This window comes from Paraburkholderia piptadeniae (genome assembly GCF_900007165.1).
Classification (GTDB): Bacteria; Pseudomonadota; Gammaproteobacteria; order Burkholderiales; family Burkholderiaceae; genus Paraburkholderia; species Paraburkholderia piptadeniae.
Genome location: NZ_CYGY02000032.1, coordinates 160,201 through 180,615, shown reverse-complemented (window position 1 = coordinate 180,615; position 20,415 = coordinate 160,201). Strand labels below are relative to the sequence as shown.

Here is a 20,415-nt window from a genome sequence, read left to right as displayed (position 1 = left end):
AGTCGACGACGGAGGGCACCATGTTCAAGCACATCCTCGTACCGACCGATGGTTCGGATCTGTCGAAAAAAGCGATCGACGGCGCGATCGATCTTGCTCAGGCCGTGGGCGCGCGCGTCACCGCGTATGCGTGCTTGCCGCAATATCCGTACTCGCCGTTTTCCGAAGTCGTGATCGAACCGCCCGTCGACTTTCAGGACCGCAGCGAGCGCGAAGCGCGTCAGCATCTGCAGGAGGTCGAGGAGGCGGCGCGCGGCGCGGGTGTCGAATGCACGAGCCAGACGAGCGTGCATCCATCGCCGTATCTCGGCATCATCGAAGCAGCCGAGCAGGGCGGCTGCGATGTGATCTTCATGGCGTCGCATGGGCGGCGCGGACTCGGCAGTCTGCTGATCGGCAGCGAGACGCAGCGCGTGCTCACACATACGAAAATTCCGGTGATTGTCTATCGATAGCGCGCGGTGTCTGCCCACACTGGCCTTCTGCCGGGCAGTTAGCGGAGTTCGCGGCTTTGACTCAATACGTCTGAAAGGACGCGCGCCAGCGGTTAGCCGGCGCGCGCATTTCCAATTTGCGTCGGCGCGTGGTGCGAGCCGAGTTCGCTTCCGTGTTGTATCTTTCAGGTTCGTTGCATCGGTATTCGGACGGCCTTCGGCGGCCGTCCGAACCGGGTAGGGAAACGGCCCACTGTGGGGCCGTTTTTCACGATGCTGCGTGCGAAAGGCGCATATCTTCGGCCGTTGAAGCCGCCGACGTCAGACGACGTCAGCCTGTTCAGGCGACCTTCTTGTTGTCGAAGAACTGCTCGTCTTCCGTCGAGCCGTGCAGGGCCGTCGTCGACGCTTCGCGCTCGACCGTCTGCGTGACGGCATCGAAGTAACCCGTGCCCACTTCGCGCTGGTGCTTCACCGCCGTGAAGCCCTTCTCGGCAGCCGCGAACTCGGCCTGCTGGAGTTCGACGAATGCGCTCATCTGCTGACGCGCGTAGCCGTGCGCGAGGTTGAACATCGAGTAGTTCAAGGCGTGGAAACCGGCGAGCGTGATGAACTGGAACTTGTAGCCCATCGCGCCGAGTTCCTTCTGGAACTTCGCGATGGTCGCGTCGTCGAGGTTCTTCTTCCAGTTGAACGACGGCGAGCAGTTGTACGACAGCATCTTGCCCGGGAATTCCTTATGGATCGCCTCGGCGAATTTCTTCGCGTATTCGAGGTCCGGCTTGCCCGTTTCGCACCAGACCAGATCGGCATACGGCGCGTACGCGAGACCGCGCGACACGGCCTGCTCGAGGCCCGGCTTCGTGCGGAAGAAGCCTTCCACCGTGCGCTCGCCCGTGAGGAACGGCTTGTCGTTGTCGTCGACGTCGGACGTGATCAGGTCGGCGGCTTCCGCGTCGGTACGCGCGATCAGCACGGTCGGCACGCAGCACACGTCGGCGGCGAGACGCGCGGCCGTCAGCTTCGCGACGTTCTCGCGCGTCGGCACGAGCACCTTGCCGCCCATGTGGCCGCACTTCTTCACGGAAGCGAGCTGGTCTTCGAAGTGCACGCCTGCTGCGCCCGCTTCGATCATCGCCTTCATCAGTTCGAACGCGTTCAGCACGCCGCCGAAACCGGCTTCGGCGTCGGCGACGATCGGCGCGAAGTAATCGATATAGCCTTCGTCGCCCGGATTCTTGCCTTCCGACCACTGGATCTGGTCAGCGCGCGTGAGCGTGTTGTTGATGCGCTTCACGACGAGCGGCACCGAGTTCGCCGGGTACAGCGACTGGTCCGGATACATTTCGCCCGCCACATTGGCGTCGCCGGCGACCTGCCAGCCCGACAGATAGATGGCCTTCAGGCCGGCCTTGACCTGCTGCATCGCCTGGTTGCCCGTCAGCGCGCCGAGCGCGTTGACGAACGGCTCTTCCTTCATGCCGTTCCACAGCCGTTCGGCGCCGCGCCGCGCGAGCGTGTGCTCTTGTTGCAGCGAGCCGCGCAGGCGCACGACGTCTTCCGCCGTGTAGCCGCGCTTGATGCCTTTCCAGCGGCTGTCGGTTTCCCATTGTTGTTGAAGTTGCTTTGCCTGTTCGTTACGCGACATGGTGTGCTCCTTTTTGCCTGAAGAGGGTTCGGTGGACTCGTGACTTCCACGAAGCGAGGGTTGCCGGAGGCATCTCGTTGGGTGAGGTCTTATATAAGAGTCTAGGCAAAAGGTGCTGGTCGGAACAGACATCACCAAGGCTTTTTCGGCGATTTTTATTCTTTATTTTTCAATTGGTTATACATCTCATTCCGCATTGAGAAACGAAATTTTCCATCCTGCAACAGCTGTTCTTGTGCCACGCAGCACGATTTTTTACGAGGCAAAAAAATTTTTCGCATCGTGAAACGCGAAGCGGGGCGTAAAAAAACCGACGCCGGAGCGTCGGTTCTTCTTGTCCGGCTGTTCTCGTCCGCCTTCGTCAGACGTTCGAGAGCCCGAACGCGAGCGGTTTAGTCGCCGCGGCGCGTGTTGCGCGGGCCGTCGTTGCGGCGTGCGCCGTAGCCGCCGTCACGCGAATAGCCGCCTTCGCGGTTGCCGCGGTAGCCTTCGCTGCGATAACCGTCGCGCGAGCCGCCTTCACGCGAGCCGCCCGCGGGCCGGTTGTTGCCCCAGCTACGGCCGCCGTTGCCGCCTTCGCGAGCAGCGTAGCCGCCGTTGCCTTCACGCGCGCCATAGCCGCCGCCATTGCCATTGCCATTGCCGTTGCCGTCGCGCGAGCCGTAGCCCGGCTTGCCGCCGAAGCGTCGGCCGCCGTTGCCGTTCGGACGGCCACGGCCGCCGAATCCGCCGCGGCCGTTGGCCGGCGGCGTCTTGCGCGGCTCGAAGCCGGCGATCACGTTGACGGGCAGCGTCGAACGCACGAAGCGCTCGATGCGCTTCAGCGCGCCCTGTTCGGCGTGATGCACGAGGCTCACCGCGATGCCCGAGCGGCCCGCGCGGCCCGTACGGCCGATACGGTGCACGTAGTCTTCGGCGAACTTCGGCAGGTCGTAGTTGAACACGTGCGTGATGCCCGGAATGTCGATACCGCGAGCCGCGACGTCGGTCGCGACCAGCACGCGCACGCGACGCTCGCGCAACGCGCGGATCGTCCGGTTACGCGCGCCTTGCGGCAGATCGCCGTGCAGCGCAGCCGATTCGAAGCCTGCGTCGGAGAGACGGCCGGCCAGCATGTCGGCGTCGCTCTTGGTCGCCGTGAAGACGATCGCCTGGTCGAGGCTCACGTCGCGCAGCAGATGGTCGAGCAGGCGATCCTTGTGATCGCGGTCGTCCACGTAATGCACGGTCTGCGCAATGTTCGTGCGCTGTTCGATGCGCTGGACGATCTCGATGCGCTCCGGGTCCTTCAGCAGACGGCCCGTCAGCGAGCCGATCTTGCCGTCGAGCGTCGCCGAGAACAGCATCGTCTGGCGCGTCGCGGGCGTCGCGGCGACGATCGTTTCGATGTCGTCGATGAAGCCCATGTCGAGCATGCGGTCGGCTTCGTCGAGCACGAGCATCTGCAACTGCGACAGATCGATGCGGCCGCGCTCCAGATGGTCGAGCAGACGGCCCGGCGTGGCGACGAGAATTTCGGGGTTCTTCGCGAGCAGCATCAGCTGCTGGCCGTACGCGACACCGCCCAGAATGCTGACGGTGCGCAGGCGGCGCAGGTGCTTGCCGTATGTCGAAGCGGCCGTCGTGACCTGCATCGCGAGTTCGCGGGTCGGCGTGAGGACCAGCAGGCCCGGACGCGCGACGGGCATCGGACGGCGGCCGCGGCCACCGCCGTTGTTCTCGCGCGGCTCACGCGGCTGATTGGCTTGCGTCTTTTGCAGCTGGGCGAAACGCTCGATGGCGGGCAGCATGAACGCAGCCGTCTTGCCCGAACCCGTCGGGCTCGACACCAGAAGGTCGCGGCCAGCGATGCCAGCGGGGATTGCGCGCTGCTGAACGGGGGTCGGCGTCTTGTAGCCGGCTGCCGTCAGCGCAGAGACGATCTCCGCCGACAGACCCAGCTCAGCGAACGTCGGGCCTTCAGCTTCGGGGGCTTGCACGGCCGTGTCAGGCGTGTCGAGACCGAGGGCTTGATCGGCGATGGCGTTCAGCGGGCTGGAGGTATTGCTCGAAGTCATGAGAATCCTTGAAACATGGGAAGTAACACGTCGGCGCCAATCGGCATACCCAAGTCGTCGGATTCAGCGAGCAAAGAAGCAGCGAGCAAATCGAAAAACGGGGGCAACTCGCGACAATGAAGGCGAGTTTCTCGTTAGAAGCTGTATCGAATGCGACAGGCCGGAATTGGCTTGCCGCCAGCCTGGACTTGACGGCCCGTGGGGCCTTGCAGGAGGGGACAGGTTCTAAACTGGATTGGAGCAAAACGCTACGAGGCGCTTTTTCCGCCAAAGCGGTCAAGCGCAGGCCGCATTATATCGATATTTGCTGCACTGCGCCACCATTAAGACTCGTCTCAGTGAAAGCCGCCGATTCATAAGAGGAATCGACGGTTTGCTTTGCCCGTATGGCGGTATCGATCAAGCCTCGCTGCCGTTCCTGAGCGACTCGACGAGTTCGACATATTGCTGTTTCGCCGTGTCGGGCGCGGTGCCTTGCAGCGCGGCCCAGGCGTCATACTTGTATTTGCCGACGATATCGGTGAAGCCGGGCTTGTCGCCGTGCACGTCGCCGTCGGTGGCCTGCTTGAAGAGCGCGTACAGGCGCAGCAGCGTGAGGTTGCCCGGACGCTCCGGCAGTTGCTTCACGTCTTCCTGTGCCTTCGCGAAGAGACCGTCCACGTCGCTCATCAGATCCTCCATGCTTTTCGAGATAGGGCGTCGATCATAGCAAGCGACACCCGGCGCGCGGCCGTGCGAGGCTGGAGCGATCCTTCCAAACGCATCGCTTCGCAGGCCGGGTCGCGTTCGCATCCGGCGACGTTGAGTGCCGCATTACAATAGCGGTCATGACGAAAACCGTGCTGCTTGCCCTCGATACTTCGACCGAATTTTGCTCGGTCGCCCTGTTGTCCACTGAATCCGCCGATGACACTTCATCGGCCGAAGAGGCGGACGCGTCTGCTCCCGAACCGCGCGTCTGGGTGCGTCATGAATCGACGGGCGCTGTCTCGAGCACGCGGCTACTTCCCGCCATCCGCGAATTGTTCGACGAAGCGGGCCTCGCGCTCGCCGACTGCAATGCGATCGCGTTCGGCGCCGGGCCCGGCTCGTTCACGGGCTTGCGCACCGCGACGGGCGTCGCGCAGGGACTCGCGTTCGGACTGAATTGCCCCGTGGTGCCGATCGGCACGCTGCTCGCGTGCGCCGAAAGCGCGCGCCGGCGCGACGCGTCGGCCACGCGCGTGCTTGCCGCGCTCGATGCGCGCATGGACGAGGTCTATTGGGCCGACTACGCGTGGGATGTCAACGCGGGCGAGTGGCGCGCGGTCCATTCCGCAGCGCTCGGCTCGCCCGATGCGCTCGACTTGCCGGACCAGCCGTTCACGCTGGCGGGCAATGCCGCTGCGGCGTTCGGCGATCGTCTGAAGGCGGCGAGCGTCGCGCGAACCGTCGATCACGAAGCCGTGCCGCACGCGCTGCCGATTGCATTCGCGGCGCTGCGCGCGTTCCGCGCGGGCCGCGCGCTGCCCGCCGACCAGGCGGCGCCCGAGTACATCCGCGACAAGGTCGCGCAGACGACGGAGGAGCGCCTGGCCGCGAAGGCCGCGCAGCATGCGCAAGCGGAAGCGCCGGCGTCGTCGGCGCATGCGGCGCATACCGCCGAGGGTGAGGACACGCGATGAGCGGCGTGCTGCTGGCGGACCGCTACATGTCGCCGATGACAGAGGGCGATCTCGACGAGGTCGCGGCGGTCGAAAAGCTAGCCTATGAATTTCCGTGGAGCCGCGGCAATTTCGAAGACTCGCTGCGTAACGGCTACTTCGGCATATGTCTGCGGCACGTGACGGGCACGCTGATCGGCTATTGCGTGCTGATGCCCGTCGTCGATGAAATGCATCTGCTGAACCTGTGCGTCGCGCCCGCCGCGCAGCATGCGGGCGCGGGCCTTGCGCTGTTGCGCGAAGCCGTCCGGGTGACGCGCAGCGAAAGGCTCGCCGGGATGCTGCTGGAAGTGCGGCCGTCGAACCATCGCGCGATCAAGCTGTACGAGCGCTTTGGCTTTGCGTCGATCGGCCGCCGCAAGAACTATTATCCGGCGCGGCACCGCAGCCGGGAGGACGCCATCGTGATGCGTTTCAGTTTCGAGAAGGAGGGCGCAGATGGCGCTGCATGAATCCGCGCTGGAAGAACTCGGCCTCGCGCCGATGTGGATGCGCCGCGGGATCGCACAACACGCGGTCGCGGCTGACGAGACGCAATCGCAAGTGGAAAGCGCCGATGTCGCGGTTCGAGCGGCGGCGAGCGCCGATGTCGAGGCCGTCGGCGGCGATGTGGCCGTTCGAGCCGCTGCCGCGAGTGCCGGCAACGGCAACGAAGCGGCCAGCGCCGCTGTCCCGCGCGCCGCAAGCGAGCCGCAAGACGAGCCGCAAGACGAGCCGCAAGACGAGCCTGCGTCACGTCTCGAAGCAACGCCGGACGAAGCTCAACCGGCCAGTGCACAGCCGCCACGCCGCGCGCCGGCGCCCGACGCAGAGGCCACGCCGCCGTTCCCCGATGACGACTTCGCCTGGTTCGACGACCTTCCCGCGGAACCTCCGTCGCACACCGAAGCGCAAGTCGCCCGTCCTGCGCAGCCTGCCGTCGACACGCTCGACTGGAGTGCGCTCGAAGAACGCGTGTCGGCGTGCGAGCGCTGCCGTCTCTGCGAAAAGCGCACAAACACGGTGTTCGGCGTCGGCGACCGCGAAGCCGACTGGATGCTGATCGGCGAGGCGCCCGGCGAAAACGAGGACAGGCAGGGCGAGCCGTTCGTCGGCCAGGCGGGCAAGCTGCTCGACAACATGCTGCGCTCTCTCGGCCTTGCGCGCGGCATGAACGTGTATATCGCCAATGTGATCAAATGCCGCCCGCCCGGCAACCGCAATCCTGAGCCTGACGAAGTCGCGCGTTGCGAGCCGTATCTGCAGCGACAGGTCGCGCTCGTGAAGCCGAAGCTGATCGTCGCGCTCGGCCGCTTCGCCGCGCAGAGTTTGCTGAAGACGGACGCGAGCATTTCGTCGCTGCGCGGACGCGTCCACGAATACGAGGGCGTGCCCGTGGTCGTCACGTACCATCCGGCGTATCTGCTGCGCAGCCTCGGCGACAAGGCGAAGTCGTGGCAGGACCTGTGTCTCGCCCGCGATGCCTGGCACAACGCGGCGCCGCAAGACACACAAGCGGACGCGTCGAAATGATGGACGCCGCCGGGCCGACCGCTTCGTTCGAGGCGCCATCGACGGCCCGGCTCGATGCGCTGTCCGACGCCGCCGTGCGCGACATTGCGTGGCTCCTGTTCAGCCCTGATCTGTTGCGCTCGCAACCGCCGTCCGGCGTGCTCGCGGCGCCGTTCGAATCGCCCGACGCAGCGGCCGCGACGATCGACTGGCTCGAAGCGCAGGACGCCAATCCCGCCGCGTTGCACCGGCATATCGCGGCCGCGCGCGTGACGCGCCTCGGTCGCTACGCCGAGTGTCTGCTCGCGTGGTTCTTGAAGGACGGCCCGGCCGCGCGGCTGGTCGCCGCAAACGTGCCGCTGCGGCGCAAAGGCATCACGCTGGGCGAATGCGATTTTCTCGTCGAGACGCCGACGGGCCGGCGGCTGCATTGGGAACTGGCCGTCAAATGCTATCTGCACGCGGGCGACGGCCGGGGCGAACTGGCGGATTACGTGGGCCCGAATCTGCAGGACCGCTTCGATCTGAAGCTCGCGCATCTGCTCGACCATCAACTGCGGCTGAGCGCGCGCGAGGAGTTTGCGTCGCTGGGCCATCGCGGGCCTTGGGACCCGCAGATGTTCGTCAAGGGCTGGCTCTTCTATCGCAACGGTATGAACGAGCGCGATCCCGCCGAAATCGATCCGGCGCACGCGCGTGGCTGGTGGTCGACGCAAGCCGACTGGCCGTCGTTTTCCAGCGGTCATGCGGACGCGTGGATCGTGCTGCCGAGGCTCGAATGGCTTTCGCCGCGCATCCACGACAGCCAGCACGCGTCGAGCTTCGTTTCAGCGGACGCGCTCGCGCAGCAGCTGATGCAGCAGACGGCGCCGACGATGGTGGCCGCATTCGTCGGGAATGCAGAAGGACATTGGGTCGAGCGTTCGCGCGGCTTCATCGTGCCCGATGACTGGCCCGAGCGGGCACAGGCGTTTGCGCGGCGGCCGACGCGTCAGGCGTGACGCAACGCGACGCGCGACACCGCGCAGTTACGTCTCGCCGCTACCACCAGCGATAGAAGTGATGCACCGGTCCGACGCCATGACCGACGTCGAGCCGGTTGCTCTGCTCGAGCGCGCCCGTCAGATAGGCCTTCGCATCGGCGACGGCGCTTGCGAGGTCGTCGCGCTGCGGAATCAATGCCGCGATCGCCGACGACAGCGTGCAGCCCGTCCCGTGCGTGTTCTTCACGGGCACGCGCGGGCCGGCAAGACGCATCGTGCCGCTGTCCTGGATGAGCCAGTCGGGGCTGTCGGCGGCTGCGAGATGGCCGCCCTTCATCAGCACCGCGCGCGCCCCGAGCTTGCGCAGCGCTTCGCCCTGATCGACCATCGCGGCCTCGTCCGTGGCGCTCGGCGTGCGAAGCAGCGCGGCCGCTTCCGGCAGATTCGGCGTCAGCAGATCGGCGAGCGGCAGCAGTTCGTCGCGCACCGCATCGACGGCTTCGGGCGCGAGCAACGCGTGATTGCTCTTCGAGATCATCACGGTGTCGAGCACGACATGCTTCGGCTTGTGGCGGCGCAGCGCGTCGGCGACGGCGCGCACGATCGACGCGTTGGCCAGCATGCCGATCTTCACGGCATCGATGCGGATGTCGTCGAACACGGCGTCCAGCTGCGCGACGACGAACGCGGGATCGGGCGTGTGAATCGCCGTCACGCCGCGCGTGTTCTGCGCCGTCAGCGCGGTGATCACGCTCGCGCCATACGCGCCGAGCGCCGAGAAAGCCTTGAGATCGGCCTGAATGCCGGCGCCGCCGCCGGAATCGGAGCCGGCGATCGTCAGGACGTTGGGAGTCGGTCGGGTCATGGAAAAACCTGGAAAGCCTGAAAAGCGAAGGGCGCGTGGCGCGCCCTCGGACGATGCTCAGTCAAAGCGTAGTCGACGTCGAGTCAAAGCGCAGTCGAAGCGCACGCAAAGAATAAGCAGCGGATCTGCGAATGGATCTCAGTGATGCGCTTCGCCGATCAGCGATACCGAATCGAACGCACGCTGGTTGGCCTGATGGCGCCGCATCACGAGCCACATCATCACGCAGACGAAGGTGCCGAACAGCACGATCACGACCGCGACGGGCACGTCGAGCCACACGAGCACGGCGTAGAGACACAGCATCACGAGCACGGACAGGTTCTCGTTGAAATTCTGCACGGCGATCGAGTGGCCCGCCGACAGCAGCACGTGTCCGCGATGCTGGAGCAGCGCATTCATCGGCACGACGAAGAAGCCCGACAGCGCGCCGACGACCATCAGGAATACATACGCGAAGATCAGATAGCCGGGGATGTGCATCCTGCCGTAGTACACGCCCCAGTGAGCCGGAAACAGATGCTTCGTATAGAAGGCCATCAGCATCACGGCGATCCCCATGATGACGCCGACGGGCAGCACCGTCAGCGACTTCTTCAGCGGCACGCGCGCGGCGGCGATCATTGCGCCCGCCGCGACGCCGACGGCGACCACCGCCTGCAGGATCGCGCCCTCCGACAGCGACATGCCGAGCGACACTTCGGCCCATTTCAGCACGATGAACTGCAGCGTCGCTCCTGCTCCCCAGAAGAGCGTCGTGACGGCGAGCGAAATCTGTCCGAGCTTGTCGCGCCAGAGGACGAGAAAGCAGTCGGCGAAATCGGTGACGAGCTTGATCGGCCCGTGCTCCTGGCGCGGATAGCGCGCGCCCGTGTCGGGAATGCGCAGATTGAAGAGCGCCGCGATCACGTAGATCAGGATGATGATGAGCATCGCCGCTTCGGCGGGCGTATGGATCGCGTGGGGCGTGTGCCTGATGATGTGCGATGCGATGTGCGGGCTGATCAGCGCACCGCCGAGCACGGTGCCAAGAATGATCGAGCCCACCGTCGTGCCCTCGATCCAGCCATTTGCGGCGACGAGGCGGTCAGGCGGCAGCAGTTCGGTGAGAATGCCGTACTTGGCGGGCGAATACGCGGCCGCGCCGAAGCCAACGATGCCATACGCGAAGAGGGGATGCGCGCCGACCAGCATCGCCACGCAGCCGACCACCTTGATCGTATTGGTCACGAACATCACGCGGCCCTTCGGACGAGAATCCGCGAAGGCGCCGACAAAAGCCGCGAGCACGACGTACGACAGCACAAAAAACAGCTTGAGCAGCGGCGTCATCCAGTTCGGGGCGTGAAGATCTTTCAGCAGTGCAATAGCAGCGATCAGAAGCGCATTGTCGGCCAGCGAGGAAAAAAACTGCGCGGCCATGATGGTGTAAAAACCTTTTTTCATCTGATGCGATGCTGTCCTCGCTGCGGTCCGTCCGCCCCGGCCGTCAGTGGCGCGTCCGGGCTTATTCCGTTCGAAATGGGTTGTGCGCACGGCTTTATATCACGAAAATAGACGAATCCCGACTAGCAGTATCCTTGATCGCATTGTCACGTCAGCCTCCGAAGTGTTGAAAACGCACTGTAAGCTCCTGATTCGACAGTGTCTTTACGAAAAAATCCCATGCCGCGCCCAGTCTCAGCCACTATTCATACCGCCGCCCTCGCCAATAACCTCGCAGTTGCACGCCGATATGCGCCAAAGTCCAAGATCTGGGCCGTCGTCAAGGCCAACGCCTACGGTCACGGTCTCGCCCGCGCCTTTCCGGGGCTGCGCGCAACCGATGGCTTTGGTTTGCTCGACCTCGAAGAAGCGGTGAAGTTGCGCGAATTGGGCTGGGCCGGCCCGATTTTGTTGCTCGAGGGCTTTTTCCGGCCGACGGATGTCGACGTCATCGACCGCTACAGCCTCACGACGGCGCTGCATTCGGACGAGCAATTGCGCATGCTCGAAATGGCGCGCCTGTCGAAGCCCGTCAATATCCAGCTGAAAATGAACAGCGGCATGAACCGCCTCGGCTATATGCCCGACAAGTTCCGCGCCGCGTGGGAGCGCGCTCGGGCGTGCCAGGGCGTCGGCCAGATCACGCTGATGACCCATTTCTCGGACGCGGACAGCGAGCGCGGCATCACGCATCAGATGGAAGCGTTCGAGCGCGGCGCGCAGGGCATCGCGGGCGCGCGCAGCCTCGCCAATTCGGCGGCGACGCTGTGGTATCCGGAAGCGCATTTCGACTGGGTGCGGCCGGGCGTGATGCTGTACGGCGCGTCGCCGTCGGGCGTCAGTTCCGCGATCAAGGACACGGGCCTGCAGCCCGCGATGACGCTCGCCTCCGAGTTGATCGCCGTGCAGACGCTGACGGAAGGCAGCACGATCGGCTATGGCTCGATCTATACGGCGCGCGAAGGCATGCGCATCGGCGTCGTCGCGTGCGGCTATGCGGACGGCTATCCGCGCATCGCGCCCGAAGGCACGCCCATCATCGTCGACGGCATCCGCACGCGGATCGTCGGACGCGTGTCGATGGACATGATCACCGTCGACCTCTCGCCGTGCCCGCAGGCGAACGTCGGCTCGCGCGTCGAACTGTGGGGTGCGCAACTGCCCATCGACGACGTCGCGCAGTCATGCGGCACGATCGGCTACGAGCTGATGTGCGCCGTCGCGCAGCGCGTGCCCGTGCGCGCCGAATGACGGGCGCGGGGACTCGCGACATAACGAGACGTAACGAATAACCACGCGTGACCAAACAAGTTGGCTAAACAGAAAACGTTGTACACCTGCTCGGAATGCGGCGGGCAGGCGCCGAAGTGGCAGGGCCAGTGCCCGGCGTGTCACGCGTGGAATACGCTCGTCGAAACGGTTGCGGAATCGCCGTCCGCGCATCGCTTCCAGTCGCTCGCGAAAAGCCAGCCCGTGCAGCGGCTCGCGGATATCGAGGCGTCGGACGTGCCACGCTTCTCGACGGGCGTCGGCGAGTTCGACCGCGTGTTGGGCGGCGGGCTGGTGGCGGGCGGCGTCGTGCTGATCGGCGGCGATCCGGGCATCGGCAAATCGACGCTGCTTTTGCAATCGCTTGCGCAGATCGCCAGCGAGCGGCGCGCGCTCTACGTGAGCGGCGAGGAATCGGCCGCGCAGATTGCGTTGCGCGCGCAACGGCTGTCGCTGCTCGAGCCGGGCTCGCACGCAAGCGAGCTGAAGCTGCTCGCCGAAATCCAGCTCGAAAAAATCCAGGCGACCATCGCCGACGAAAAGCCGGACGTCGCCGTCATCGACTCCATCCAGACCATCTACTCGGAAGCGCTCACGTCCGCGCCGGGTTCCGTCGCGCAGGTGCGCGAGTGCGCGGCGCAATTGACGCGCGTCGCCAAGCAGTCGGGCACGGCCATCATCATGGTCGGCCACGTGACGAAAGAGGGCAACCTCGCGGGCCCGCGCGTGCTCGAGCATATCGTCGATACCGTGCTGTATTTCGAAGGCGATACGCACTCGTCGTTCCGGCTCGTGCGTGCGTTCAAGAACCGCTTCGGCGCCGTCAACGAACTGGGCGTGTTCGCGATGACGGAGCGCGGTCTGCGCGGCGTCGCGAATCCGTCGGCGCTGTTTCTGTCGCAGCACGAACAGATCGTGCCGGGCTCGTGCGTGCTCGTCACGCAGGAAGGCACGCGACCGCTGCTCGTCGAGGTGCAGGCGCTCGTCGATACGGCGAACGTGCCGAATCCGCGCCGGCTTGCCGTCGGCCTCGAACAGAACCGGCTCGCCATGCTGCTGGCCGTGCTGCATCGGCACGCGGGCATCGCCTGCTTCGATCAGGACGTGTTCCTGAACGCGGTGGGCGGCGTAAAGATCAGCGAGCCCGCCGCCGACCTTGCCGTGCTGCTCGCGATTCACTCGTCGATGCGCAACAAGCCGCTGCCGAAGGGACTGATCGTGTTCGGCGAAGTGGGGCTGGCAGGCGAGATCCGTCCTTCGCCGCGCGGCCAGGAACGTCTGAAGGAAGCCGCGAAGCTCGGCTTTTCGATTGCGCTGATTCCGAAGGCCAACGCGCCGAAGCAAGCCATCGACGGACTGCAGGTGATCGCCGTCGAGCGCATCGAGCAGGCCATCGACCGCATCCGCACGCTCGAATAATTGGCGCCAGACGCCGCCGGAACGCGCCCGCTTTCCGGCGTAATGCGCTGTAAATTTCTCGGCCGAGTCTGTAACCCAGGCGCCTTTCGTTTTCCCTATCCTCGTGAGATGCACTGTCACGACTGGAAAAGGAAGACGTCTTGAAACAGTCTCATCAAACGTCGGACGAGCTTCTGTCGAATCTGCGCGGCTGTCGCGTCTCGGCGCCGATTCACGGGCTTTGGGGCGGCGGCTGCCGGATCGTCGAATGGATCGATACGGCGGGCCAGATTTCACGGCGCGTCGTCGCGGAAAACGTCACGGCCGACGAGGTCAGGGAGACGATCCGCCATCACGTCGAAGGGCGCAAGCACCGGCTGGTCGACGACGAACGGGAACCGCGGCAGACCTTGCCGCGGCGTTAAAAACATCGTTCGGACCAGGCGGGACAGGCGACAAGCGCGGCGAGCCGGGCAATCCACGCGCGCCGCGACGTCCAGCAACACGTCACACGCCGCTCGTCATTCACTCCGCGTTTTCATCACCTGCCTGCTGCGCGATCAGCGCCTCGCGCGCGGCAGCATTGAACAACGGGTGCTCGGCCGCTTCCGCCGCCGTCAGCACGGGCGACACGCAGCAATCCAGCGGCACCAGCAGTTCGACCCATTCCGCAAGTGGCCGCGTAGCGATCAGCTCGGCCATGTCCTTGATCAACTGCGCGGCATCCGGCCCGGCGATCGCCTGGCCGAGACTCCAGTGGCGCGTCGCCCAGTCCGGGCGATCGAGCGCCATGCACAGCGTCTCCCAGAACTTGAGTTCGAGCGCGCCGACAGCGAGCCATCGTTCGTCGAGCGTGCGATACAGGTTGTAGCAGGGCACGCCGCCGTTCAGCAGGCTGCTGCCCGCGACGGGCGCCGTGCCGTCGTTGGCCAGCGCGACTTGCGCGACGACGTTGTGCGCGTACGTGCAATGCGCCATCGACACGTCGACGAAGCGCCCGTCGCCGCCGCGCGCCACGGCCCACAATGCCGCGAGTATCTGATTGACGGCCGACAGCGCGCCGCCCAGCAGATCGGCGATCTGGAAGTTGGGGAGGATCGGCGTGCCGTCGCGCGCGGCGAGCTGGTCGAGCACGCCCGCGTAGCCGATGTAGTTCAGATCGTGTCCGGCCAGTTGCGAATACGGCCCTTGCGCGCCAAAGCCCGAAATCGCGCAATAGACGAGCTTCGGATTGATCACGCGCAGCACGTCGTAGCCGAGGCCGAGCCGATCCATCACGCCAGGCCGGAAGCTCTCGATCAGCACGTCTGCTTCGCGTGCGAGCGCCATCAGCACGGTGCGTCCGCCTTCGGACTTCAGATCGAGGCGCGTTTCGCGCTTGCCGCGATTCAGCTGGCGGTAGAACGCGCCGGGACGCCCCGCGACGCGGTCGGCGCTGCTTTGCATCATCACGCGCGACGCGTCGCCGGCGCCGGGCGCTTCGATCTTCAACACGTCGGCGCCCATTTCCGCGAGCCGGAGCGTCGCGACGGGACCGGGCAACAGGCGTGTCAGATCGAGCACGCGCAAGCCCTTCAGTGCGGCAGTAGACGACAATGCCCAGCCCTCCGTGGATGCTGGCGCGGCCTCGCTTTCCTCATGTCTTCCTTCGCGACGCGAAGGGGCCGCTAGCCGATTTGTTCGAGTTCCTCGTGCGCTTCGAGCCATTCGGCTTCGAGCGTTTCGAGGCGTGCGTTGACCTCCGCCTGACGGCGTATCGTTTCCGTCAGCCTGGTTTTCTGCTCGGCGCCATAGCTGGCGGGATCGGCGACAAATTCATCCAGGGTCGCCTTTTCCGCGTTGAGCGCGTCCATTTCCTTTTCGATCTTCGCGATGCGCGTCTGCAATGGCTTCTTCAGATGCGCGAGCTTCTGCCTTGTTTCCGCTTCCTGGCGGCGCTGCTCCTTGCGGTTCACCGACGCATCCGCGCCATTCGCATTGCCGCCGTTCGCTGTCGTCGCGTCCGATGCAGCCTTCAGCGCAGCGCGCTGCTCGGCGGCGTGTTGCAAGAGCCAGTCGCGATAGTCGTCGAGATCGCCGTCGAACGGTTGCAACTTGTGCTTCGCGACGAGCATGAACTGGTCCGTGGTCGCGCGCAGCAAGTGGCGGTCGTGCGAGACGAGAATCAGCGTGCCTTCGAACTGCGCGAGCGCCATGGTCAGCGCGTGGCGCGTTTCGAGGTCGAGGTGGTTGGTCGGCTCGTCGAGCAGCAGCAGGTTCGGCTTCTGCCAGATGATCAGCGCCAGCGCGAGCCGCGCCTTTTCGCCGCCCGAGAAGGGCGCGATGGCCGTGGTCGCCATATCGCCCGAGAAGTTGAAGCTGCCGAGGAAGTCGCGCAACTCCTGCTCGCGCGTGTCGGGCGCGAGGCGCGACAGGTGCTGCAGCGGCGAATCGTCGGGACGCAGCGTTTCGAGCTGATGCTGCGCGAAGTAGCCGATCTTCAACCCCTTGCCTTCGCGCACGTGGCCGCCGAGCGGCTCGAGCGTGCCCGCGAGCGTCTTGATGAGCGTCGACTTGCCCTGGCCGTTCGCGCCGAGCAGGCCGATGCGCTGCCCGTTCTGGATCGACAGCGCGACGCGCTGGACAATCGGTATCTCGCCGCCGTCCGCCGCGCGATAGCCGCACCGAACGTCTTCCATCACCATCATCGGATTTGGCGCGGAGTCCGGCGCGCGGAACTCGAACGTGAACGGCGACGCGATGTGTGCGGGCGCAATCAGTTCCATCTTTTCGAGCGCCTTCATCCGGCTTTGCGCCTGGCGCGCCTTGGTCGCCTTCGCCTTGAAACGATCGACGAAGCTTTGCAGATGCTCGATGGTCTTGCGCTGCTTCTCGTAGGCGCTCTGTTGCAGCGCCAGTTGTTGCGCGCGCTGCACTTCGAACTGCGAGTAGTTGCCGCCGTACCGCTTGATCTGCTGGTTTTCCAGATGCAGCGTAACATTGCAGACCGAATCGAGAAATTCGCGGTCGTGCGAGATCACGATCAGCGTGCCCGGATAGCGATGCAGCCAGTCTTCGAGCCAGACGATCGCATCGAGGTCCAGGTGATTGGTCGGTTCGTCGAGCAGCAGCAGATCCGAGCGGCACATCAGCGCCTGCGCGAGATTCAGGCGCATGCGCCAGCCGCCCGAGAAACTGCCCACGCTCGCGCGTGTCTGCTCGAGCGTGAAGCCGAGGCCGAGCAGCAGCGCTTCGGCGCGCGCGGGCGCCGTGTAGCCGTCGGCATCGGCGAACGTGGCGTGCGCTTCGGCTTCGGCGGCGCCGTCATGCGTCGCCGAAGCGGTCGCGATGCGCGCTTCGATCGCGCGCAACGCCGCGTCGCCATCGAGCGTATAGTCGAGCGCGGTTTTATCGACGGCGGGCGTCTCTTGCGCGACGTGCGCGATCTGCCACGACGGCGGCATCGAGAAATCGCCTCCGTCGGCGTGCAGTTCGCCGAGCAGCACGGAGAACAGGGTCGATTTGCCCGCGCCGTTAGCGCCCACGAGGCCTGCCTTCTCGCCGGGATTGAGCGTGAAGGTGGTCTGTTCGAAAAGCGGCTTCGTGCCGCGCGCGAGACTGAACTGATTGAAGCGGATCACAACGAGGCCGGCTTGAAGAAAAACGCTATTTTAGACTGCGCAGCGCAAGCTCAGGCATTGGCCGATCGGCCAGGTGGCGCGCGGCGCTCGAGTCCGTAGACTGGCGATATTCCTGGAGAGCAAAAACATGGCAGCGGACAAGTCTTCTATCTATTCCTTTTCGGCGCGCTCGCTGGACGGCGAGCCGATCAGCCTCGGCCTCTACGACGGCAAGGTCATGCTGATCGTCAATACGGCGAGCGAGTGCGGGTTCACGCCGCAATACGCGGGCTTGCAGAAGCTGCACGAGCAGTTCGGCGTGCGCGGCCTGCAGGTGCTGGGCTTTCCGTGCAACCAGTTCGGCAAGCAGGAGCCCGGCGACGCCACGCAGATCGGCGTGTTCTGCGAGAAGAACTACGGCGTCACGTTCCAGATGTTCGACAAGATCGAGGTCAACGGCGCGGATGCGCATCCGCTTTTCAAGTATCTGAAAGACGAGGCGCCTGGCCTGCTCGGGCTCGAAGCGATCAAGTGGAACTTCACGAAGTTTCTGATCGACCGCGACGGCAAAGTCGTGAAGCGCTACGCGCCGACCACGAAGCCCGAAACGATCGCGGACGATATCGAAGCGCTGCTGTAGCGCGGCGACCCGGCAGCGTGACGCGGCTTACGCGTCCACGTTACGTAGCGCCTCAAGCAGCCGCGCCCCGCGTGTCACAGAATCGGCGCGAAAAGCCGGGCGACATGCATCACGACGCGCCTTAGCGCAGGCGCATTGCGATATTCGCTGCGGTCGATCTCGAACGATTCGCCGAAGTCGCGCAGCAGCATCGCTTCGACCTCGGCGGCGAAGTTGCCATCGACGGTCAGCACCATGATCTCGAAGTTCAGGCGGAACGAGCGGTTGTCGAGATTCGCGCTGCCCACGGCGGCGGCAATATCGTCGATCAGCACGACCTTCTGGTGCAGAAAGCCCGGCCGATAGCGGAAGATGCGCACGCCCGCGCGGATCGAGTCGTATGCGTACAGCTTCGACGCCTCGAACACGACGCGATGATCGCGCCGGCTCGGGATCATGATGCGCACGTCTACGCCGCGCAGCGCCGCGAGCCGCAGCGCGGCGAACACGGCCTCGTCGGGGACGAGGTAGGGCGTGGTGATCCAGATGCGCTCGCGTGCTGCGTTGATCGCTTCGACGAAGAAGAGCGAACAGGTTTCCTGCTTGTCCGCGGGGCCTGTCGGAATGACGAGACAGTGCATGCCGTCGCCCGCTGCGACAGACGGCGAAACAGACGGCGAAACGGACAGTGAAACGGACTCCGAAACGGACGGTGAAGCAGGCGGCGAGGCGGCTGGCGAGACAGACAACGAATCGGGCGCCGGATCGAATTCCGGCAGTTGCTGCGTGGCCCAGTACCAGTCTTCCGTGAACACGAACTGGATGCTCGCGACGGCGGGTCCGCGCACTTCGATATGCGTGTCGCGCCACGGCGAGAGGGGGGGCTTGCCGCCCAGGTACTCGACGCCCACGTTGTGCCCGCCGACGAATGCGCGCTCGCCGTCCACCACGACGATCTTGCGGTGATTGCGAAAGTTGAGCTGGAAGCGGTTGACGAACCTGCGGTTCGTCGCGAACGGATGCATCTGCACGCCGCCCGCCAGCATCGAAGCGACGTAGCGATGCGGCAGATCGAAGCTGCCAATGCTGTCGTACAGCACGTATACGCGCACGCCTTGCGCGGCCTTCGCGATCAGCAGGTCCTTGAGCATCTCGCCGAGCGCATCGGCGCGCACGATGAAGAACTGCACGATCACATAGCGCTTCGCGTTTTCGATCGCGTCGAGAATCGCGGCGAAGGTCGCCTCGCCGTTCACGAGCGTGCGCACGCTGTTGCCAGGCAGAAAGGGCATGCCGCCCAGGCGCGTGAGCGAACGCACGAACTGTTGTCCGAGCGCCTCCGTCGGCCGGCCCGGCGATGACGCCGCGCTATCCCATTCCGGCGGATGCGCGCGTGTGCGCAGCATTTCGTTTTCGATGCGGCGCGCATCCGCATAGCCGGCGAACTTGCTGCGCCCGAGAAAGAGATAAGGGACCAGCGTCAGATAGGGCATCGCGACGAGCGACACCGCCCACGCAATCGCGCCCTGCGACGTGCGGGTGTGCAGAATGGCATGGCACGCGGCGATCACGCCCAGCATATGAGCGAGAAACACAAGCGGGCCGACATGAAGCAGATCGAATTGCATAAGCTTGCGAACGATGATCGTCGCGCTGCGCGTGGTTGAATTCGTCGTGAGCGCTACCTCATGTTGCCTGAGGTCGCCTGGTCTTGCCTGGTGTTGCGTAATGTTCCGTTTTGGATGCGGCAGCGCGGTCGCTCATATTACCGAACGCGTTCGCGTCGCGGTCTGCCCGTCGGCAATCCGCTGCGGATTTTGCATGTCCGATGACGATACAACGAGCCGAGGCGCACGGCATAGGCGGGCTGAAAAGCGCACAACGCACGGCGTCCCGCTGGACAGCGTGCGTTGTGCGATGCGACGAGCAGGCGCGTGCGGCAAGGCCCGGGCGCGTGTGTCGGATCAGGCGGGCAGATCGTTCGCCTGGATCAGGAAGACGTTGTCGTCGCCGGCGCTCGTGGACATCCACACGAGATCGAGACCGCCGAACGCCGCTTCGACATGCGCGCGTTCGTTGCCGATTTCGACGACGAGCACGCCGTCGTCGGTCAACCAGTTGCGCGCATCGCCGATGATGCGGCGCACGATGTCCATGCCGTCCGCGCCGCCCGCCAGCGCCATTTCCGGCTCGTGCCGGTATTCGGCCGGCAGCGCCTTCATCGATTCCGTGTTCACGTACGGCGGATTCGTGATGATCACGTCGTAGCGGCGCTCGGGCAGCGGTGTGTACAGATCGCCTTCGAAGAGCGCGATGCGATCGTCGAGATGGTAGTCGTGGACATTGCGCGTCGCCACTTCGAGCGCGGTGGGCGACAGATCGACGGCATCGACGTCGGCATTCGGGAAGGCATGCGCCGCGAGAATCGCCAGGCACCCGGAGCCCGTGCACAGTTCGAGCACGGCGGCGACCTGTTCGGGGTCCTCGACATACGGCTGCAGACCATCCTGCAGCAGTTCGCCGATGAACGAGCGCGGCACGATCACGCGCTCGTCGACATGAAAGCGGTAGCCGTGCATCCACGCTTCCTGCGTGATGTAGGCGGCGGGCACGCGATCCGTCGCGCGCCGCTCGATCACCTTCAGCACTGCGTCGATTTCTTCGGACGTGAGGTGTGCGTCGAGAAACGGATCAAGCAGATCGATGGGCAGATGCAGTGTGTGCAGCACGAGGTAGGCGGCTTCGTCGTAAGCGTTCGACGAGCCGTGACCGAACGACAGCCCGGCCTGGTTAAAGCGCGACACTGCGTAGCGCAGCACATCGCGAACCGTGGAAAACGGATGAGTCATGATGGAGGCCCTCCG

18 protein-coding genes are annotated in these 20,415 nt (G+C 65.0%); 9 read left to right on the top strand and 9 right to left on the bottom strand.

Features of this window, described 5'->3' with window-relative positions; all coding sequences use genetic code 11:
- Positions 1-20 precede the first annotated feature (20 nt).
- Positions 21-455, top strand: coding sequence for a universal stress protein (locus tag BN2476_RS17350; protein WP_012400765.1), 435 nt, complete (start codon positions 21-23; stop codon positions 453-455).
- A gap of 319 nt (positions 456-774) precedes the next feature.
- Here BN2476_RS17350 and aceA read toward each other — a convergent pair whose 3' ends face one another.
- The 3 genes from aceA to BN2476_RS17335 all read right to left on the bottom strand — a co-directional run bounded on the left by aceA (position 775) and on the right by BN2476_RS17335 (position 4,808).
- Positions 775-2,082 (bottom strand): isocitrate lyase, encoded by a 1,308-nt coding sequence (gene aceA, locus BN2476_RS17345; RefSeq protein WP_087735401.1) that lies wholly within the window; start codon positions 2,080-2,082, stop codon positions 775-777.
- Between the two features lie 392 nt (positions 2,083-2,474).
- Positions 2,475-4,139: a DEAD/DEAH box helicase gene (locus tag BN2476_RS17340; protein ID WP_087735400.1), complete on the bottom strand. Its 1,665-nt coding sequence runs from the start codon at positions 4,137-4,139 to the stop codon at positions 2,475-2,477.
- Between the two features lie 399 nt (positions 4,140-4,538).
- The gene (locus BN2476_RS17335) at positions 4,539-4,808 is read right to left on the bottom strand and encodes an acyl-CoA-binding protein (protein ID WP_087735523.1); all 270 of its coding nucleotides are present in this window, start codon (positions 4,806-4,808) and stop codon (positions 4,539-4,541) included.
- 158 nt (positions 4,809-4,966) lie between these two features.
- Here BN2476_RS17335 and tsaB point away from each other — a divergent pair, with 158 nt between their 5' ends.
- The 4 genes from tsaB to BN2476_RS17315 are packed head-to-tail and all read left to right on the top strand — an operon-like array spanning position 4,967 to position 8,334.
- The gene (gene tsaB, locus BN2476_RS17330; protein WP_087735399.1) at positions 4,967-5,803 is read left to right on the top strand and encodes a tRNA (adenosine(37)-N6)-threonylcarbamoyltransferase complex dimerization subunit type 1 TsaB; all 837 of its coding nucleotides are present in this window, start codon (positions 4,967-4,969) and stop codon (positions 5,801-5,803) included.
- Positions 5,800-6,294 carry a ribosomal protein S18-alanine N-acetyltransferase gene (rimI, locus tag BN2476_RS17325; RefSeq protein WP_087735398.1) on the top strand — a complete coding sequence of 165 codons (495 nt, stop codon included), beginning with the start codon at positions 5,800-5,802 and terminating at the stop codon, positions 6,292-6,294. Before tsaB ends, rimI begins: the two co-directional genes overlap by 4 nt.
- Positions 6,281-7,354, top strand: a complete 1,074-nt coding sequence (locus BN2476_RS17320; protein WP_087735397.1) for a uracil-DNA glycosylase family protein — start codon at positions 6,281-6,283, stop codon at positions 7,352-7,354. The genes rimI and BN2476_RS17320 overlap by 14 nt, the downstream gene beginning before the upstream one ends.
- Positions 7,351-8,334 (top strand): DUF1853 family protein, encoded by a 984-nt coding sequence (locus tag BN2476_RS17315; RefSeq protein ID WP_087735396.1) that lies wholly within the window; start codon positions 7,351-7,353, stop codon positions 8,332-8,334. The genes BN2476_RS17320 and BN2476_RS17315 overlap by 4 nt, the downstream gene beginning before the upstream one ends.
- Positions 8,335-8,374: 40 nt before the next feature.
- Here BN2476_RS17315 and thiD read toward each other — a convergent pair whose 3' ends face one another.
- Both thiD and lplT read right to left on the bottom strand, forming a co-directional pair.
- Positions 8,375-9,181 carry a bifunctional hydroxymethylpyrimidine kinase/phosphomethylpyrimidine kinase gene (gene thiD, locus BN2476_RS17310; RefSeq protein WP_087735395.1) on the bottom strand — a complete coding sequence of 269 codons (807 nt, stop codon included), beginning with the start codon at positions 9,179-9,181 and terminating at the stop codon, positions 8,375-8,377.
- 138 nt (positions 9,182-9,319) lie between these two features.
- Positions 9,320-10,627 carry a lysophospholipid transporter LplT gene (lplT, locus tag BN2476_RS17305; protein WP_087735394.1) on the bottom strand — a complete coding sequence of 436 codons (1,308 nt, stop codon included), beginning with the start codon at positions 10,625-10,627 and terminating at the stop codon, positions 9,320-9,322.
- A 219-nt stretch (positions 10,628-10,846) separates the two neighbouring features.
- On the opposite strand from lplT, the gene alr reads away from it, so the two are divergent.
- The 3 genes from alr to BN2476_RS17290 all read left to right on the top strand — a co-directional run bounded on the left by alr (position 10,847) and on the right by BN2476_RS17290 (position 13,758).
- The gene (alr, locus tag BN2476_RS17300) at positions 10,847-11,917 is read left to right on the top strand and encodes an alanine racemase (RefSeq protein WP_087735393.1); all 1,071 of its coding nucleotides are present in this window, start codon (positions 10,847-10,849) and stop codon (positions 11,915-11,917) included.
- 60 nt (positions 11,918-11,977) lie between these two features.
- Entirely contained in the window at positions 11,978-13,354 is a 1,377-nt protein-coding gene (radA, locus tag BN2476_RS17295; protein WP_087735392.1) for a DNA repair protein RadA, read from the top strand.
- Positions 13,355-13,494: 140 nt separating this feature from the next.
- Positions 13,495-13,758, top strand: coding sequence for a DUF2866 domain-containing protein (locus BN2476_RS17290; protein ID WP_087735391.1), 264 nt, complete (start codon positions 13,495-13,497; stop codon positions 13,756-13,758).
- Between the two features lie 100 nt (positions 13,759-13,858).
- Here the strand turns inward: BN2476_RS17290 and BN2476_RS17285 are convergent, their stop codons facing one another.
- Together BN2476_RS17285 and BN2476_RS17280 are read right to left on the bottom strand one after the other, a co-directional pair.
- Positions 13,859-14,911 carry a CaiB/BaiF CoA transferase family protein gene (locus BN2476_RS17285; RefSeq protein ID WP_087735522.1) on the bottom strand — a complete coding sequence of 351 codons (1,053 nt, stop codon included), beginning with the start codon at positions 14,909-14,911 and terminating at the stop codon, positions 13,859-13,861.
- A gap of 89 nt (positions 14,912-15,000) precedes the next feature.
- Positions 15,001-16,953 (bottom strand): ATP-binding cassette domain-containing protein, encoded by a 1,953-nt coding sequence (locus BN2476_RS17280; protein ID WP_087735390.1) that lies wholly within the window; start codon positions 16,951-16,953, stop codon positions 15,001-15,003.
- 127 nt (positions 16,954-17,080) lie between these two features.
- Between BN2476_RS17280 and BN2476_RS17275 the strand changes: the two genes are divergently transcribed.
- Positions 17,081-17,572 (top strand): glutathione peroxidase, encoded by a 492-nt coding sequence (locus BN2476_RS17275; protein ID WP_087735389.1) that lies wholly within the window; start codon positions 17,081-17,083, stop codon positions 17,570-17,572.
- Between the two features lie 74 nt (positions 17,573-17,646).
- Here BN2476_RS17275 and BN2476_RS17270 read toward each other — a convergent pair whose 3' ends face one another.
- The gene (locus BN2476_RS17270) at positions 17,647-19,179 is read right to left on the bottom strand and encodes a cardiolipin synthase (RefSeq protein ID WP_087735388.1); all 1,533 of its coding nucleotides are present in this window, start codon (positions 19,177-19,179) and stop codon (positions 17,647-17,649) included.
- A gap of 336 nt (positions 19,180-19,515) precedes the next feature.
- Complete coding sequence (gene prmB / locus BN2476_RS17265) at positions 19,516-20,400, bottom strand: 50S ribosomal protein L3 N(5)-glutamine methyltransferase (RefSeq protein ID WP_087735387.1); 885 nt, start codon at positions 20,398-20,400, stop codon at positions 19,516-19,518.
- Between the last annotated feature and the right edge of the window lie 15 nt (positions 20,401-20,415).

What these genes read in the sequence shown, in the direction of transcription:
- BN2476_RS17275 (WP_087735389.1), top strand. Translation starts at nt 17,081, where the DNA reads ATGGCAGCGGACAAGTCTTCTATCTATTCCTTTTCGGCGCGCTCGCTG.
- lplT (WP_087735394.1), bottom strand. Translation starts at nt 10,627, where the DNA reads ATGAAAAAAGGTTTTTACACCATCATGGCCGCGCAGTTTTTTTCCTCG.
- BN2476_RS17350 (WP_012400765.1), top strand. Translation starts at nt 21, where the DNA reads ATGTTCAAGCACATCCTCGTACCGACCGATGGTTCGGATCTGTCGAAA.
- BN2476_RS17320 (WP_087735397.1), top strand. Translation starts at nt 6,281, where the DNA reads ATGGCGCTGCATGAATCCGCGCTGGAAGAACTCGGCCTCGCGCCGATG.
- aceA (WP_087735401.1), bottom strand. Translation starts at nt 2,082, where the DNA reads ATGTCGCGTAACGAACAGGCAAAGCAACTTCAACAACAATGGGAAACC.
- BN2476_RS17340 (WP_087735400.1), bottom strand. Translation starts at nt 4,139, where the DNA reads ATGACTTCGAGCAATACCTCCAGCCCGCTGAACGCCATCGCCGATCAA.
- prmB (WP_087735387.1), bottom strand. Translation starts at nt 20,400, where the DNA reads ATGACTCATCCGTTTTCCACGGTTCGCGATGTGCTGCGCTACGCAGTG.
- BN2476_RS17270 (WP_087735388.1), bottom strand. Translation starts at nt 19,179, where the DNA reads ATGCAATTCGATCTGCTTCATGTCGGCCCGCTTGTGTTTCTCGCTCAT.
- tsaB (WP_087735399.1), top strand. Translation starts at nt 4,967, where the DNA reads ATGACGAAAACCGTGCTGCTTGCCCTCGATACTTCGACCGAATTTTGC.
- rimI (WP_087735398.1), top strand. Translation starts at nt 5,800, where the DNA reads ATGAGCGGCGTGCTGCTGGCGGACCGCTACATGTCGCCGATGACAGAG.
- alr (WP_087735393.1), top strand. Translation starts at nt 10,847, where the DNA reads ATGCCGCGCCCAGTCTCAGCCACTATTCATACCGCCGCCCTCGCCAAT.
- BN2476_RS17335 (WP_087735523.1), bottom strand. Translation starts at nt 4,808, where the DNA reads ATGAGCGACGTGGACGGTCTCTTCGCGAAGGCACAGGAAGACGTGAAG.
- thiD (WP_087735395.1), bottom strand. Translation starts at nt 9,181, where the DNA reads ATGACCCGACCGACTCCCAACGTCCTGACGATCGCCGGCTCCGATTCC.
- BN2476_RS17315 (WP_087735396.1), top strand. Translation starts at nt 7,351, where the DNA reads ATGATGGACGCCGCCGGGCCGACCGCTTCGTTCGAGGCGCCATCGACG.